This is a genomic window from Micromonospora sp. RTBAU3-60, assembly GCF_054963695.1.
In genome coordinates, this window is the sequence record NZ_JBUEGB010000001.1 from 389,284 (window position 1) to 404,779 (window position 15,496).

At 73.9% G+C, this 15,496-nt stretch carries 16 protein-coding genes; 5 read left to right on the forward strand and 11 right to left on the reverse strand.

The features are described from left to right. Nucleotides 1-89 precede the first annotated feature (89 nt). The 7 genes from ACY34I_RS01505 to ACY34I_RS01535 form a co-directional block, all read right to left on the reverse strand. Nucleotides 90-869, reverse strand: a complete 780-nt coding sequence (locus ACY34I_RS01505; RefSeq protein WP_462751698.1) for a polysaccharide deacetylase family protein — start codon at nt 867-869, stop codon at nt 90-92. 189 nt (nt 870-1,058) lie between these two features. Beyond that, nucleotides 1,059-1,961: an inositol monophosphatase family protein gene (locus ACY34I_RS01510; protein ID WP_462751700.1), complete on the reverse strand. Its 903-nt coding sequence runs from the start codon at nt 1,959-1,961 to the stop codon at nt 1,059-1,061. 15 nt (nt 1,962-1,976) lie between these two features. Continuing rightward, nucleotides 1,977-2,630 (reverse strand): hypothetical protein, encoded by a 654-nt coding sequence (locus tag ACY34I_RS01515; protein WP_462751702.1) that lies wholly within the window; start codon nt 2,628-2,630, stop codon nt 1,977-1,979. After that, nucleotides 2,627-3,628, reverse strand: coding sequence for a hypothetical protein (locus ACY34I_RS01520; protein ID WP_462751704.1), 1,002 nt, complete (start codon nt 3,626-3,628; stop codon nt 2,627-2,629). Before ACY34I_RS01520 ends, ACY34I_RS01515 begins: the two co-directional genes overlap by 4 nt. Before the next feature lie 55 nt (nt 3,629-3,683). Then, a complete protein-coding gene (locus ACY34I_RS01525; protein WP_462751706.1) occupies nt 3,684-4,475 on the reverse strand; it encodes a class I SAM-dependent methyltransferase in 792 nt (263 codons plus the stop codon). A gap of 142 nt (nt 4,476-4,617) precedes the next feature. Further along, nucleotides 4,618-5,574 (reverse strand): TolB family protein, encoded by a 957-nt coding sequence (locus tag ACY34I_RS01530; RefSeq protein ID WP_462751708.1) that lies wholly within the window; start codon nt 5,572-5,574, stop codon nt 4,618-4,620. A gap of 304 nt (nt 5,575-5,878) precedes the next feature. Next, nucleotides 5,879-8,143 carry a hypothetical protein gene (locus tag ACY34I_RS01535; RefSeq protein WP_462751710.1) on the reverse strand — a complete coding sequence of 755 codons (2,265 nt, stop codon included), beginning with the start codon at nt 8,141-8,143 and terminating at the stop codon, nt 5,879-5,881. 192 nt (nt 8,144-8,335) lie between these two features. Between ACY34I_RS01535 and ACY34I_RS01540 the strand changes: the two genes are divergently transcribed. Then, nucleotides 8,336-9,580 (forward strand): PucR family transcriptional regulator, encoded by a 1,245-nt coding sequence (locus ACY34I_RS01540; RefSeq protein WP_148804305.1) that lies wholly within the window; start codon nt 8,336-8,338, stop codon nt 9,578-9,580. 9 nt (nt 9,581-9,589) lie between these two features. Here the strand turns inward: ACY34I_RS01540 and ACY34I_RS01545 are convergent, their stop codons facing one another. After that, the gene (locus ACY34I_RS01545; RefSeq protein WP_462751712.1) at nt 9,590-9,838 is read right to left on the reverse strand and encodes a potassium transporter TrkA; all 249 of its coding nucleotides are present in this window, start codon (nt 9,836-9,838) and stop codon (nt 9,590-9,592) included. Nucleotides 9,839-9,994: 156 nt separating this feature from the next. Next, a complete protein-coding gene (locus ACY34I_RS01550) occupies nt 9,995-10,198 on the reverse strand; it encodes a hypothetical protein (protein ID WP_462751714.1) in 204 nt (67 codons plus the stop codon). Nucleotides 10,199-10,716: 518 nt separating this feature from the next. Here ACY34I_RS01550 and ACY34I_RS01555 point away from each other — a divergent pair. Both ACY34I_RS01555 and ACY34I_RS01560 read left to right on the forward strand, forming a co-directional pair. Continuing rightward, nucleotides 10,717-11,532 carry a rod shape-determining protein gene (locus ACY34I_RS01555; protein WP_462751716.1) on the forward strand — a complete coding sequence of 272 codons (816 nt, stop codon included), beginning with the start codon at nt 10,717-10,719 and terminating at the stop codon, nt 11,530-11,532. A gap of 73 nt (nt 11,533-11,605) precedes the next feature. Next, complete coding sequence (locus tag ACY34I_RS01560; protein WP_148804309.1) at nt 11,606-11,926, forward strand: TraR/DksA family transcriptional regulator; 321 nt, start codon at nt 11,606-11,608, stop codon at nt 11,924-11,926. An 83-nt stretch (nt 11,927-12,009) separates the two neighbouring features. Here the strand turns inward: ACY34I_RS01560 and ACY34I_RS01565 are convergent, their stop codons facing one another. Continuing rightward, on the reverse strand, nt 12,010-12,429 hold the full coding sequence (locus ACY34I_RS01565) for an NUDIX domain-containing protein (protein WP_462751718.1): 420 nt from the start codon (nt 12,427-12,429) through the stop codon (nt 12,010-12,012). A 4-nt stretch (nt 12,430-12,433) separates the two neighbouring features. Continuing rightward, complete coding sequence (locus ACY34I_RS01570) at nt 12,434-13,510, reverse strand: ArsR/SmtB family transcription factor (RefSeq protein WP_462751720.1); 1,077 nt, start codon at nt 13,508-13,510, stop codon at nt 12,434-12,436. On the opposite strand from ACY34I_RS01570, the gene ACY34I_RS01575 reads away from it, so the two are divergent. Both ACY34I_RS01575 and ACY34I_RS01580 read left to right on the forward strand, forming a co-directional pair. Next, on the forward strand, nt 13,509-14,774 hold the full coding sequence (locus ACY34I_RS01575) for an MFS transporter (RefSeq protein WP_462751722.1): 1,266 nt from the start codon (nt 13,509-13,511) through the stop codon (nt 14,772-14,774). The genes ACY34I_RS01570 and ACY34I_RS01575 overlap by 2 nt on opposite strands. Before the next feature lie 139 nt (nt 14,775-14,913). Continuing rightward, nucleotides 14,914-15,468, forward strand: coding sequence for an AMIN-like domain-containing (lipo)protein (locus ACY34I_RS01580; protein ID WP_462751724.1), 555 nt, complete (start codon nt 14,914-14,916; stop codon nt 15,466-15,468). Nucleotides 15,469-15,496 lie beyond the last annotated feature (28 nt).

Genomic DNA, 15,496 nt, shown 5'->3' on the forward strand with positions numbered 1-15,496 from the left:
TGCCGTGGTTCCGTCGCGGCCTGCCGGCCAGGTGTCGGGTGATTTCTGGCTGTCCCGCCCTGGTCCGGCTACTGCGGTTGCCCGCCTTGTTACGGACGTGGTGACGGCGCGCTGGTCCGGCCGGTCACAGGTGCATTGACGGGCAACGCCCCGAGCTGGAAACGGCTCAGCAGGTCGGGCAGAAGGGTCGTGAGGGCGGTGACGGTGTTCTGCCGGTCGCCGCCGCCGTCGTGCAGGAGCACGATGGAGCCAGCCGCGGTGCCCTTGGAGATGGTGGAGATGATGGCGGCTGCTGCCGGTTCCTCCCAGTCCCGCGGATCCACCGCCCAGTGCAGGCTGGTCATGCCCAGGTCCTCGGCGACGTCCACCAGCTGTCGGGTCCAGTTCCCGCCCGGCTGCCGGAAGTACGTGATCGGCGCGTGCGGCGCGGCGACGTGGATGGCCTGGCTGGTTCGCAGCAGATTGCCCTCAATGTCCTGACGGGGCCGGCTGCCGAGGTCAAGGTCCTCGTTCCAGGTGTGGTTGCACAAGGTGTGGCCGTCGGCCACGATGGCCCGCACGAGTTCCGGATACGCCTCGGCATTCTTGCCGAGCAGGCAGAACGTCGCCTTGACGTGGAACTGGCGCAGCGTTTTCAGGACGAGCGGAGTCCAGGTGGGATCGGGTCCGTCGTTGAAGGTCAGCGCCACTTGCGCCGACCCGGTGGTCATCTGGACACCGGACGGCACGGGGGATTCGGTGGCGGACGGCGCCTCGGCGGACGGTGAGGCGTGTGGCAGCAGGGACCGGCCGATCACATAGACGCCGCCGAGCACCACCGCGACCACGGTCAGGACGACGGCGGCGCGCAGCGCCGAAGACCGGCGCATCAGGCTGTCCTTCGGCTGGCTGCCGCCGCGGGCATGTCATGGCTGGTCACTGTCGCCCCTTCGGTCAATCCGACAGGCGCCACGTTAGCCGCCAAAACCCTAAATCGTGTTTATACGAACAAATTGCTCTCACTGTCGCATTACGGCTCGAACCGGTAATCACCCTCGGATCAGTCGGCCGAACGATATTCACCAACCGACAGAGGCCAGGCTGATGGGCGTGAGCTGACGAACCTGCGGCTCGATCCACTGTGCCGCGGTGACCAGCTTGACCAGCCGGTCGATGGTCTCCGGCGGCCCGGCCACGAAGCTGCGCCGCTCGGCCGGGCAACCGTACCGGTCGTCGAAGCAGCCGCCGTCGAGGGCGCGGACCGCCATGCCCGCCTCGGCGGCCAGCAGCATCCCGGCCGGCAGGTCGACCGCCTCCGGGCGGTAGCCGACGATGCCGTCGATGTCGCCGCGGGCCAGCATCACCCAGGACAGCAGCGGCGCCCACAGTTGCAGCACCCGCCGGGCGGTGGTGTCGAGCACCACCTTGAGCGCCCGGGCGGTGCTGTCGTCCCGGGGTACCTCGTGACCCTGGGTCCAGGCCAGCACAGGTGCGGCCGGCACCGGCCGGCGGGGCGCGCGCAGCGGGCGGCCGGACGGGCCCGACGCGTGCACGAACGCGCCCCGGCCGCGTACGGCGGACCAGGTGCGCCCGGCGACCGGGTCGTGCACCACGCCGAGCACCGGTGAGCCCCGGTCGCAGAGGGCGATCCCGACGACGTACGCGGGCAGGCCGATCGCCACGTTGTTGGTGCCGTCGAGCGGGTCGACCAGCCACGCCCAGGAGGTGTCGGCGGCGTACTCGCCGCCCTCCTCGGCGATCACGCCGTGCTCGGGCCAGCGGGCCCGGATCCGGTCGACGATCAGCCGCTCGGCGGCCAGGTCCAGGTCGGTGACCAGGTCACCGGAGGCGCTCTTGGCCCGGGCGTGCAGCTCGCCCCGGGCGCCCCGGCGCAGCAGCCGCCCGGCGGCCTGGGCGGCCTCCACCGCGAACCGGTGCGCGTCGCGCAGGTCGGGTCCGCCTCTGCTCGGCTCCACGTCCATTGCTCCTCCAGCCACTCAGCCCCGTGCCACCAGTTGAGCTATCTCCCGCGCCATCCGCGCGGTCTCCGCCGGGTCGCAGCGGTTCCGGCGTACCCGGTGGCTGCGCCCGTCCACCGCGCCGAGGCTGAGGTCGCACGCGCCGGGGGTGGTCCGGCCGAGCGCCACGGTCACCGCCGGCTGCCCCCGGTCCACCTCCGAGGTGTGGAAGCCGCCGGCGCGCAACGCGTACGAGTCGCCGGCGGAGTGGGTCTCCACCGTGGCCGTCACTGCGGTCACCAGCCGGTCGGTGGCGGCCATCTCGTCGACGTCACCGCGGCTGTGCACCTCGTACACCCGCCAGGCGGGGTCCACGGGCGCGTCGGTCACCTCGATCAGCTCGTTGCGGACCCGCCCGTGGAGCACGTGGCTGAGCAGGTCCCAGCTGTGTGAGTGCATGGCGGACGTGGTCGGCTGCCCGGCCGGCGGGCCGGCCGGCCAGGCGTGCACGCAGACGCCGTTGGGACCGGCACGCTCCACCGGCAGGCAGGTGAAGCCGAGCGGGTGGCGGACGGCCAGCAGCGGTCGCCGCCCCTCGGCGACGTCGTCGAGGACGGTCAGCACCCAGTCGCGAAGCAGCTCCGGCCGGGTGCCCCGGTCGATCTCGCGTTCGAGGTCGGCGTAGGTCATCATGCGTACGGGTTCCTCGCCTGGATGGCCCGGCTGACGATGTCGGCGACCTCGCGGTCGCCGAAGGACCGGGGTAGTGGCAGTCCGAGCGCGGTGAACAGCCGGCGGACCTGTTCCACGGAGGGCTCGTCGTCGAGCTTGACCTGCCCGGCGGCCTCGATGGGCACCCGTCGGCTCTGCTCGCGGCTGAACTGCAACTCGATGTTGTAGCGGTTGTAGTAGAGCTCCGTGCGGTCGATCCGCAGCGCCGGGGTCTGCGGGTTCTCCTGGGTGATGATGACGCAGCTGGAGGAGAGGTCGTAGCGGAAGGTGGTCATCTGCGCGGAGAGGCGCACGTCGATGGTAAGCAGCCCGGAGCGTTGCCGGTGCCAGCAGGCGGCCAGCACGGTGGCGTAGGACTCCTTGCGGGTGCGGTCGACCGTCCACCGCTCCCCCGGCGCGTCCGGGGCGAGGCTGCGCCGGAACTGCGCGTAGCGCTCGCAGACCGCCTCGTCGGTCGGGTCGATGATCTCGATGGCGAACTGCAGGGTGGCGTTTCGCCGGCGGGCGTGCTCCAGGCACTCCGGCAGGGTGACCGCGCGGGTGTAGGTGCCGGTGCCGCCCTTGAAGGTCCACCGGTCGGTGTGCCGGCGGGCCTCGGCCAGGGCCTGCCCGACCTCGCTGCCGTGCAGTACGCGGACCATGGTGACGCTGTCGATCGCCTCGCGGGCCCGTTTCAGCGCCCCCTCCGGGCCGCTGATCTCGCGCAGCTGCGGCACCAGCTCGGCGAGCTGGGCCCGGGTGTCGTGGATGACCTCCCGCACCTCGTGCTCCGCGGTCTGCCGGCGTAGCCGGTCGCGCAGCAGCGCCTGGGCGAGCACGCCGAGGACGAGCAGGATGACGCTGTTCACCACGTCCTGGCTGACCGTGTTGTTCAGCCCGAGGATCGCGACGACCAGGGCCAGCACCAGCCCGATGAACGCGTCGAGATTCTTGACGACCCAGGTGACCACGCGCGCCATGACACCCCCCGGTCGACGGCGGAGCCTTCATGATAGCCCTTTGTCAATATCACCATCACGCACCGTTCAGCCGGTCGGTGCCTTTCGGTGACGGTGGAGCGGTGCCGCGGCGGGCGGCGCAGATCAACGATCCGCCGAGCCCCGGCGCGAGTCGGGCGAGCAGCCGGGAGGCCACCCAGCGCCCGCCGGGCAGCCGCCAGCCGACGTGGTTGGAGCGGATCGCCAGCGGCGCGAACCCGGCCTGCCGCAGCGCCCGGCGCAGCAGCGACGCGGTGAACGGCCGGATGTGCAGCCAGAGGTAGGGGTGCAGCGGATCGACCTGGCGCGGGGCCCGTCCGAAGAGGAACGCCAGCCGGTCCTGGACCGGGGCCAGGTTCGGGGTGGTGAGCACCAGCAGGCCGCTCGGGGCGAGCACCCGGTGGCACTCCCGCAGCAGCGCCACCGGGTCGTACACGTGCTCGATCAGCTCCCCGGTGAGCAGCCCGGCGAAGCTGCCGGTGCGGAACGGCAGGCTACGGGTGGCGTCCAGGCTGACTGGCACGGCCCGGCAGTGGGCGGCCCGGCGCGCCTCGCCCAGCGCCGCCTCCGCCATGTCCGCCACCACCAGCGGACCGGGCAGCTCCGCCGGGTCGAGCATGCTCCGCGGGCCGCAACCCAGCTCCAGCACCGGGCGTCCACCGACGACGCCGTCGACCATCAGCCGGGCCGCGACCGCCCGGCGGATCCGGTGGTACGGGTCGTCGACGTACCCGTTGACCTGCACGCCGTCGTGATAGCTGCGCCGGTTGGCGCGCCGGCCGTGCGCCTGGGCGCTACGGGACGAGGCTCCGATCGGCGGCTCGCCCATGCACCCTCCACTGCGGTCGCCGGGTCCGGCGACGGCGCCCGCCTACAGCCTCGCACCACCCCCGCGAAGCGGCGAGGAAATCCGGGCCGACGACGACGCGGCGGCCGGGAAGCCGGCCGCCGCGTCGCGGGTCGTGCCCGGGTCAGATCGCGCGGGCCCAGTCCACCCGCATGCTGTCGTCGTACTCGTCGCCGGGGATCCACCACTGGTCGCCGAAGCCGCTGGTCGAGACGATGATGTTGCCGCCGTCCGGGTACTCGTTGGTCGGCGGCACCGACAGCGCGGCGCAGTAGCGCCCGTCGGGCGAGAACACCGGCGACAGGTACATCCGCGGTTCGTCGGTGAGCTTCTTGAGGCCGGTGCCGTCGAGCCGCACCGACGCGAGCGAGTCCTCGCCGAGTGGCAGGTCGACGTCGCGGTACCAGCGGTTGGTGCAGAACACCACCCGCTCCGAGTTGGGCATGAAGACGGCCCAGCCGAAACGCTCACCCTCGTCGGGCTGGTAGACCCGCCGCACCTTGCCGGTCGCCAGCTCCAGCATGCGCAACTGCCGGCCCTCCGAGCGGCTGGTCCACTCCATGACGATCATGGAGCCGTCCCGGGACCAGTTGGGACGGGTCATGTTGTGCCCTTGGACGAGCACCCGCCGCGCGCCGGTGGCCACGTTCACCGCGACCAGCGTTTCGCGGTCGACGACGAGGGCGACCTCCGTGCCGTCCGGGGACCAGGTCGGCCACTGGTACGAGATGCCGAACGGGTCGCTGATCACCTTCCGGACCTCGCCGGTCACCCGGTCGAACAGCGACAGGTTCGACCCGGTCTCGCCCTCGTAGCGCAGGTTGTTCACGGCCACGTAGCGGCCGTCCGGCGAGGTGGTGGCGTCGTAGCCGTTAGTCAGCAGCACCTGCGGCGTGGTGTGGCCGGGGTTGATCTGGAGCAGACCCGCGCTGCCCGTGACGAGCCACGGCCCGTTGACCACCTCGGTGGCCTCCGCCGCCGCTGCGGGCGCCGCCGCCAGTCCCCCGGCCACACCGGTCACCGCGGCCGCGCCGGCCAGTGCCGCGGTACGCAGCAGGGCACGACGGTTCAGTTCGGTCATGTGCACACCCCCGTGGTGGATGACGATGTCCGGTCCACCCTCCTCAAGCGAGGGTCAACGGTGTATCCGACGACCGGCCCGGGCGGGATGGGCCGGTCGGACGAGGGTCGGGCGCGCAGCCGCTACGACCTGGCCTGCGGCCCGGGGCCCGACGGTCGATGGCACGGCTGGTACCGGGTGATGGTCCACGGCAGGGCGCTACGGCCGCTCGGGCTGCACCCTGACCAACCGACCTCGGTCGTGGACGGCCCCTCGCCGCCCGGTTGGTGGCACGCCGCCGCGGAATGTCGCGTGGCCGACCAGGTCAGCCGGACGCGGTGCGCCCACCCTCGGTAGGCCCCTGCCGGTCGAGGCAGTCGGCGAGTTCGATGACGACCTCCGTGTAGCGGGGGTCGGTGTGGTACGGCCAGTGCGCCTCGATCGGCGGCGGGACCGTGTCCATCGGGTTGACGGTGACCGCGCGCGGGTCGCGCAGGCGTACGTCGACCTGGGCGGCCGGACCCTCGACGGCGGGTGCTTCGCCCGGCCGGTGTGTGGAGAAGATCGCCCCGCTGATCGGGTCGGTGTTCCGCCAGAGGTTGCGCCACCGCCACCCGACGCGCTCGCCGAGCTCGCGTAGCACGTCCTCGCCGAAGTAGGCCGGCATCAGGTGTCCGTAGAGCCGGCGCAGCGGCGAGCCGTAGGTGAGCAGGGCAACCCGGTGCAGCATCTCCGGCGGCAGTTGCAGGACGGCCGCCGCGGCCAGCGCGGAGCCGTGGCTGTGCCCGGACAGCACCACCTTCTGGTTCCGGGCCAGTGCGCTCACCCGCTTGGCGAGCTCCGGCACGGCGCGCTCGGCGTAGCAGGGCGGCGCGAACGGGTGGGTCGTGCGGGGGAAGAAGGTGCCCAGGTCCCACAGCACCCCGGCCGCCCGCCGGACCTCAGGGGAGACGTAGGCCATGAGACCGATCAACACGAGCCCGACGATGATCAACCCGAGCGAGATCGTCCCGGCGTCGGTGAGGTAGGCAGCGAGCCCCACGAACGTCTGGCGGTTCCCGCTGAACTGCTGCGCCAGCTGAGTCGGCCCGATCTCGATCAGGTCGAGCGCGGTGAACACGAGGCTGAGCAGGGAGAGCACGAAGTACACGACGAGCAGCGGGCTGAACTGCTCGGCGAGGCGCGATCTGCTGATCGCTCGGCGGACGCGCTGGATCTGCCCGGCGGCCTGCGGCGGCGCGTCGGGAAAGTCCTCCCGGCTGATCCGCTCCGCCACCCGTTCCCGCCGCCGCCGGCTGAACCGGCCCGCGTACAGGCCCACGACGGCGACCAGCAGCACGGTGAAGAGGGCGCCCAGCGCCTCCCACCGGTAGGCGATCGGCGGGTCGAGCGGCGGGGCGCCGGGTGGCGGTGGATGCCCCGGGCCGGGGATGTTGCCCCGGTCCAGGATGTCGGCCGCCCGATAGACGAGCCCCGCGGTGATGGTCGCCGCGAGACCCGCCGCGATCGCGCCGAACACCGGGGCGCCCAGGCCCCGGAAGAACGCCCGCGCCGAGGGTGGGGCCGCCCGCTGCTGCCACACGGTGATCACCCCTAGCGCCACCAGCAAGGCGGCCTGTCCGAGGATCACCGAATTGACACTGAGGGCGAAACCGGGCAGCGCCCCACCCTTGGGTACGGGGGGACGCGGCAGGGCGGCGTACCCGATGCTCAGGACGGTGATCGCGGCGACCGCGACCCGCAGTGGCCGGATGACCAACCTGGTCCAGTCCCAGCCGGTGTGGGGGGAGCTCAGCGCGGGCAGGCAGAGCAGCACCACGCAGGCGGCCAGGAGCAGCACCGCCGCGGCGATGAGCGCGACACCGACCGGCCGGCGGTCCAGGGTGAAGAGGGCGACGACGACGCTGACGTCGAGCGTGCCGTACGCGATCGCCACGTGGATCGAGCGGAGCCGCCCGACAAGGACCTCCCCGCTCCAGAAGCCGGGGGCGTCGAGCCGGTCCCCGGGTGGGGCCCCCGAGGTGCCGTACGTGGACTCGAACGCCTCGTAGGAGCGCGCGGAGCGCGAACCCACCCACCAGATGAGGCGGATGGTGGCCGCCGGGAACACGGCGAGAACGACCAGCCGGGGTCCGATCGGAAACGCGGCGAGCCAGCCCAGGTATCCCCGCCCGGCGGTGCACGGCCGGTACTGCACGCACTGCCAGCCCACGAGGTCCACGGTGACGCCGATGATCGACAGCACGAAGATGACGGTGATGGTGGCGCCGAGCACCCGGCACAGGGCCTTCACCGTGTCGCCGTTGCCGCCCGGCGGCCGCAGCCACGCCGCCAGGTTGCTGAACATGAAGGGCAGCAGGAAGATCAGCGACAGCGTCCGGGACACCGTGCTCGCGGTCAGGTTCCGCCACTGGTACGCCTCGATGACCACCCCGCCCGGCCCCGACGTGACGCCGAAGCCCGGGCGGGGGCGGTAGAAGCCGGCGTCACGGTCACCGGCGACCCGGACCACCACCGGGTGGTCCAGCAACTCCTCCGCCCGCACCCCGGTGACCCCGTGTACGCGCAGCTCCACCACATCTCGCGACATGTGCCCCTGATCACGCCGTCGGGTCGGCCATGGGCCGCCGCGGGCCCGCTCGAGCCTGCCGCGCGCGCATACCCCGGACCGGAACCGCTATGCGCGGCGATGCCGGCTCCGGCGACCGCCCCCGCCCCCTCGCTAAGCTGGCCGGGACCGGATCGGCGATGAACCGGCGACGGGCCAGGAGGAGTGGCGGCGATGACCGGTGGCGTCCGGCGGTCCGGCCAGGGCCCCGCGATCGAGACCGACCGGGACGCGTGCCTGGCGGCGGTGGCCCGGGCCGCCAGCGCCGACGCCGGCGGGGTGTCGGTGGACCTGCTCGGTGACTACCTGTGGCTGCTCGCGGAGGCGGCGGTGACCGGGCGCCGACCCCGGCGCGCCGAACTCGACGCCGTCGGTGTGCTCGGGCGGCGCGCCGCCGAGCAGGGCGTGTCGGCCGGGCGCGCGGTCCAGCTGTACCTGTCGGCGGCCCGCCGGCTGTGGCAGCAGCTGCCGCAGCTGACCACGCCCACCGACAGCGCGGGGGTACGCGCGTCCGCCGAGGCCGTGCTGCACGTCGTCGACAGCGCGGTGGCGACCCTCGCCGAGGGCTACGCCGCCGCCCGCCGGGACCTGGTCCGGCGCGAGGAGACGCTGCGCCGGGAGCTCGTGGACGACCTGCTGCGCGGCGACTCCGACCTGGGCGGCCTGGTGGAGCGGGCCGAGCCGTTCGGGTTGGACCTGGCCCGGGTGCACCAGGTGGCGCTGGCCGCACCGAGCCGGCGGCTGCCGGACACCGACGCGGCGATCAGCGCGCTGGAGGCCGTCATCTTCGATCGCCTCGGTGACCGGGACGTGCTGGTGGCCACCAAGGAGGGGCTGCTGGTGGTGATCGCCCCCGCCGACGCGGTGGCCCCCGACCGGGGTGGCCGCGGTCGGGGCGCGGTCGGCGACCTTGGGCGGTTGATGCACAACGAACTCGACCGCCTGCCGCGTGGCGGCCCATGGCAGGTGGCGGTCGGGCGCCCGCACCCCGGTCTGTACGGCATCGCCCGTTCCTACGAGGAGGCCCGGGAGGCGCTGACGATGGCGCAGCGGCTGAACGCCGACACGCCCGTCATCGACGCCCACGACCTGCTGATCTACCGTGTCCTGCTGCGTGACCAGCCGGCCATCGTCGACCTGGTGCAGGCGGTGCTTAGCCCGCTGCGACACGCCCGCGGTGGCGCCCAGCCGTTGCTGGACACCCTCGACGCGTACTTCGCCACCGGCGGCGTCGCCACCGAGGCCGCCCGCCGGCTGCACGTGTCGGTCCGCACGGTCACCTATCGACTGAGCCGGATCCGGACCCTCAGCGGCTACGACCCGAACGACCCCAGCGACCGGTTCACCCTGCAGGCCGCGGTGTACGGCGCGCGAGCGCTGGACTGGCCGCGCCACCCACTGCCCGGTCCCGCCGCGTAGCCAGCGGCCTCACCCGCACCGGTCGCCGCCGGCGGCGACCTCGACCACCTCGAGCAGGCCCAGCAGGCCGGCCAGCGCCACCGCCTCGGACCGGGTGAGGCGGAAACCGCAGGTGCTGTCCGGGTCGTCCAGGTCGTCGTGGATCACGTCCCGCCGGTCCTGCCCCCGGTACTCGACCACACCGATCCGGCGACCCTGCGCGGTCGTGAAAGTGTGCCGCACTCCGATGCCCGGCAACGGCGTACGTTCGATCTTCATTGGGGTGCTCCGTACTGGAAGGGCTGGTGACGGGTGCCCGCGATCCCGTAGCGGTCGGCCGACGCCGACCACGGCCGGTGGCGGCGCGCGGCGGGACCGCGACGCCGAGGTGCAGGGGTACCGGACCGGGACTGAGGGTGCGGGTTCGGGTGCGCGTCAGCTGACGGCGGGGCGCCCCGGCGGCGCCCGGTCGGCCGACCACGCGGGCACGCATCCCGGGATGGCCTTCGCCAGTCTGACCACGATGCACAGGCCCACGGCCGGGCGGGCGTGCCGGAACGCGGTGAGCACGGCGACCAGCACGAGAATCGCCAGGGCGCTGCGCTGGGCGACGTCGGACCGGTGCCGGTGGGGTGGCATGCGGTCACCATAGCCCTCCGACAGGCCCCGCCGGTGCCGCCCGCACCACCGCCGCCGACGCGCGCACCGGAACCACCGGACGGAGGTCCAGCCGGTGCCGCCTCGGACACCGGCCACCGGCGCTTCATCGCCGGTGGCCGGCAACGAAGCCGCCGGATGTTGGCCGGCCGCGGGCCATGTCAGACCGCCGCTTCCGGCCGACGCTGGAGGTCCGACAGGTTCCTGACCGGCGAGGAGGTGGGTGATGACGACCAGCATGGTGGTGTTGCCACCCGTGCCGGCCGGTCGCGCCGCGGCCGCCCCGCCGACGTCTCCCGGCGGCGCCGCGACGACCTCACGCCGTCCCCGTCGCCGATCCGCGCCCCGCCGGCCGGGGCCGCTCGGGGTTCCGGGCACGGTCAGCGGCTGACCGCCGCGACCCACCGCGACCGCTGAGGTCAGCCCCTTCCGTTGTCTTTCCCGCCGCCCCACGTCCGGGCGGCGGCATCGTCACATCCACCGTTGAAAAAGAGGTCGGCATGCCTGTCGTCCAGGCCCCCACCGGTCGCCAGCGGCACACCGCCGGCTCCGGGTCCGTGCTCACCAGCACCGTCGGGCCCGCCACCACCCGCCCCAGCCCCATCGCTGTCGACCTCGGCAGCGGGCAACTGCGGATCCGGGTGGGCAGCCACGGGACGCTCAGCACCCCGGTCGGCGACCGGCAGATCCGGCCGCTGGTGCGGCGTGGCCAGATCGTCGACGGTGCCGGGTGCGCCGCCGCGCTGGCTCAGCTGCTGCGACAGCACCACATCACGGTGCCGGCCCGGCCGTTGGTCGTCGCCTGCCGTCCGTTGCTGGCGACGCCCACCGACCACGACACGACCCGGCAGGTCCTCGACGCGGTGTTCGCGCCCGCGCGACTGCTGTTCATCGACACCGTGCGCGCCGCCGCCATCGGCGCCGGCGCCGGCGCCGGGGCACTGCTCGTCGCCGACATCGGCGCCCAGCTCACCGAGGTGGCGGTCCTGCGCGACAGCCAGGTCGTCGCCGGCCGGCGGCTGAACCTCGGCACCGGCGACCTCGCCCACGGCACCACGGTCGAGATGCTCGCCGACACGCTCGCCCGCCTGGTGCGGGAGCTGACCCAGGGCGCGAAGGCCGTGCCGTCGGCCGCCAGCGCGCTGACCCGCGGGATGGTCATCGTCGGGGACGGCGCCACCCGACCCAACCTGCGAGAGCGCCTCGCCGCGATGACCGGGATCCCGGTGCACCGCGCCGCGGGACCTCGCACGGCCGCGCTGACCGGCGCGAGCCTGGCCGCGGCGGCTGCGGCCCGCCATCCGGCCGCGGACTGAGCCTGGTCCGCCCACCCCTCCCCAACCTCGCGCTGGTCCCGTGCCGGCGCGTCCAGTGAAAGGTACCCACGCCATGACCGACACGCTGAGCGACCGCGCGAAGTCCCTGCGCGACATCCTCGAACGGCAATTCGAGGAGCACACCGGTCAACTCACCGCGCTCACCGCGCACGCCCGGGAGCCCGGCCACGGCGGCTACGACCCGGACACCCTGCGCGGGCTCATGGAGACCGCCCGCCAGGGCATCGCGGACACCGCGGCGGCGCTGCGGCGCATGGCGGAGGGCAGCTACGGCAGCTGCGAGAGCTGCAGCGGTGAGATTCCCGTCGCCCGGCTGGAGATCCTGCCCTGGGCCCGCCACTGCGTCCCCTGCCAGCAGAAGCAGCGGGTCTGAGCGCGGGCACCGTCCATGGCGGCGTCCGCGGTCTGCCGACCGGCACGGCCGTCCGGGGTGGCTCGCCACCCCGGACGGCCAGGTCAGGCCAGGTGGTCCGGTAGCAGCGCCAGGGTGGGCGCGAGCTGCGAGTGCAGCGGCGTGGGCAGCGCGTCGCGGGTGTACCAGCCGAGCCGGTCGAACTTGTGCGGCTCACCGATGGCGACCGTGGCCGGGTCGACCCGGACCGCGAAGACCACCGCCACCCAGTGCGAGGGCGGGTCGTCGCGCAGCACGTTGCGTACCCCGAGCAGCGTGATCGCCAACGGCGACGTCGCATATTCCTCACGGACCTCGCGGGTGACGGCCGCCTCGAACGTCTCACCGAACTCCAGCGCGCCGGCGCCGGTGTCCCAGGTGCCGGGTTCGTCGCGGGCGCCGGCGCCGCGCCGGGCCAGCAGCAGCCGGCCGGCACCGTCGTGGCAGACGAAGACGCAGGACACCGAAGGGGTACGCGCGGACATCGGCTCATTGTGCGGCATCGGTCCGCTCGGCCGGCCCGGCCCCGGCCAGCAACGCCTCGGCCGAGCTGGTCCGGGCATAGAGCAGGAACCGGCCGGCCCGGTGGGTGCCCACCAGGCCGGCGTCGCGCAGCGCGGTGAGGTGGTGTGACACGGTGCCGGCGGAAAGCCCGCAGCGCCGCGCCAGCTCGGTGGTGGCGGCCGGCACGGCCAGCTCGTGCAGCAGGGTGGCCCGGGTCCGCCCCAGCACCCGGGCGAGCGCCTCGCTGGCCGGGGCGGCGCTGCGTTCCCAGAGCGTCCCGACCGCCCGGGCCGGGTAGCGCAGCAGGGGCTGCGCGGCCGGCTCGGTGAGATTGGACCAGACCCGAGCGCCGGCGAAGACCGACGGGATCAGCAGCAGGCCTCGACCCTCCAGGTCGACCGCGCCCGCGCGGGTCAGGTGGTCGACGTGCAGCGTGCCGTCGTCCCACGAGACGTACGGGTCGATCCGGTCGAGCAGGCCGCGCACGCCGTCGGCGGCCATCCGCCCCGCGCCGACGAGCACCTCCCGCTCCAGCAGCGTCCGCATCCGCGGCCAGTACGGGGCGATCGCCGCCTCGACGTACCCGGCGATCGCCTCGGCGAGGCGGGCGAGCCCGGCCGGCGGGTCGGCGTACAGCGCGGCGAGCCGGGGCGAGCGGGGGCCGGGCAGCTCGTCCAGGCCGGCGCGGACCGTCTCGGGCGGGGTGGCGGCGAGCGCGGCCAGTTCCCACTCGATGGTGGGCTGCGCGGCCGGCGGGGGCGGGCAGACGAACGACGGGATCACTACGGTCGGCACCGGCACGAGGTCGGCGAAGAGCCGCCAGTCCACGGCGGACAGCCGCGGCCGGACCTGCCGGTGCCAGGGCAGATGTGCCGGAAACTGGTCCGGGTTCTTGACCACCCGGACGCTGGCCACCGCCTCCCACAGCGGCGACACGGCGAACCGGATGTTCGCCAGGTCCCGCACCCCCAACGCGACGCTCAGCACCGGCACCTCCCCGTGGATTCGACGCAGCTCAAACTTATCGACCGGGGCTGCGGTCGCGGCCAGGCTCGCGGCCATGACCGTGACCACACCCTCGACGGCAGCCACCCGCTGGCCCCGCCCGTTCCGCTACGTCTACGCCGCCAACCTCGCCGACAGCCTCGGCTACCAGGTCGGCTACCTGGCCGTGCCGGTGCTGGCCGTGTCGGTGCTCGCCGCCACCCCCGGGCAGGTCGGCCTGCTCGCCGTGCTCGGCACCGCCGCCTTCCTGGTGATCGGCCTGCCGGCCGGGGTGTGGGTCGACCGGTCACCCCGCCGCACCGTGATGCTCACCGCCGACCTGGCCCGCGCCGCCCTGTACGCCTCGATCCCGGTGGCCTGGTGGGCGGACGCGCTGACCATCGGCCAGCTCTACGCGGTGGTGCTGCTCACCGGCGTCGCCACGGTCTTCGGTGACGTGGCCGCGCAGAGCTTCCTGCCGGAGCTGGTCGGCCGGGACCGGCTGGTGGCGGCGAACTCCCTGCTGATGACCACCAACGCCACCGTCCAGATCGGCGGTCGGGGGTTCGGCGGGGTGCTCGTGCAGTGGCTCGGGGCGCCGCTCGCGCTGGCCCTGAACGCGGTCACCCACCTGCTCTCCGCGCTCGCCCTCACCCGGGTACGCCCCACCACCACGACCGGGCCCGGCGGGGACCGGCCGGCCGGCGGCTTCGGCCGGCAGCTCGCCGAGGGCGTACGGCACGTGCTCGGCAACCCGCTGCTGCGCCCGCTCGCCCTCTCGCTGGCCGGCATCAACCTCACGGTCAACCTGATGACCACCATGCTGCCGGTGGTCTTCCTGCGCGAGCTCGGGCTCGGCGCCGGCGTGCTCGGACTCTTCCTCGGCGCCGGTGGGGTCGGCGCGCTGCTGGGCGCGGTGACGGCCCGTCCGCTGGCCGCCCGGATCGGGCACGGCCGGGCGCTGTGGCTGCCCGGGGTGCTGGTCGCGCCGGCCGGCGCCCTCGTCGCGCTGGTCGACACCGGAGCCTGGCTGTGGCTGGCCGGCCTCGGCTGGCTGGCGCTGGCCTGGCGTACCGGGATCGGCAACGTGATCGGAGTCAGCCTGCGGCAGCGGGTCACCCCGGACGCGCTGCTCGGCCGGATGAACGCCACCTTCCGATTCCTGCTGACCGGCGCGATCGCGGTCGGCGCCGGGCTGGCCGGCCTGCTCGGCCAGTACGCGGGCCCGCGTACCTCGCTCTGGGTCGGCGCGATCGGCGTGGCGCTGACATGGCTGCCGGTGTTCCGCTCGCCGCTGCGCACCCTGGCCGAGCCGGCCGCGCTGCCGCCGGCCGACCGGTGACCCCTGGCCGTGCGGGCGGCACTGTTACCCGCCGGTTACCCCGCTGCGAAGCCACCGTGGCACGGCGGGCCGACCGTCGAGCCACGGGACCACCGGAGACGGTCCGGTGCTCGTCCCGGGTATCGACAGGAGGACAGCGATGAGAATCAGGAGAGCGCTGGTGGCGCTGGTCGTCGTGCTCGGCGGGCTGGTCGCCGGCGTCGGCGGGGCCGCGGCGGCCACGCCGTACTGCGGGATCACCTGGGGCAGCACCGCCAGGGCAGGCGGCGCGCTGAGCACGGCCCCGCTGGTCGAGGTCCGCACCGGGCGGCACGAGTGCTGGGACCGGGTGGTCTTCGAGTTCGCCGGCCCGGCCGACGGCTGGTCGGTCGCGTACGGGGAGACCCACACCGAGGGGCAGGGGCTCACACTGTCCCCGTACACCGCCGGTGGGGCGCTGCTGCGGGTCTCGCTGCGCGCCCCGGCGTACGACGAGCACCACGCCGCCACCGTGCCGTACCGCACCGGTGAGCACGCCGCGAACGCGCTGGGCTACCGGACCCTGCGGGACGTGGTCTTCGGCGGCAGCTTCGAGGGCTACACCACCTTCGCCGTGGGCGTCCGCGCCCGGCTGCCGTTCCGGGTCTTCGTGCTCAACGGCCCCGGTACGCACAGCCGGATCGTGCTCGACGTGGCCCACCAGTGGCAGGCGTGAGTGCGGCGGCGGTGATGGGGAGCCGACC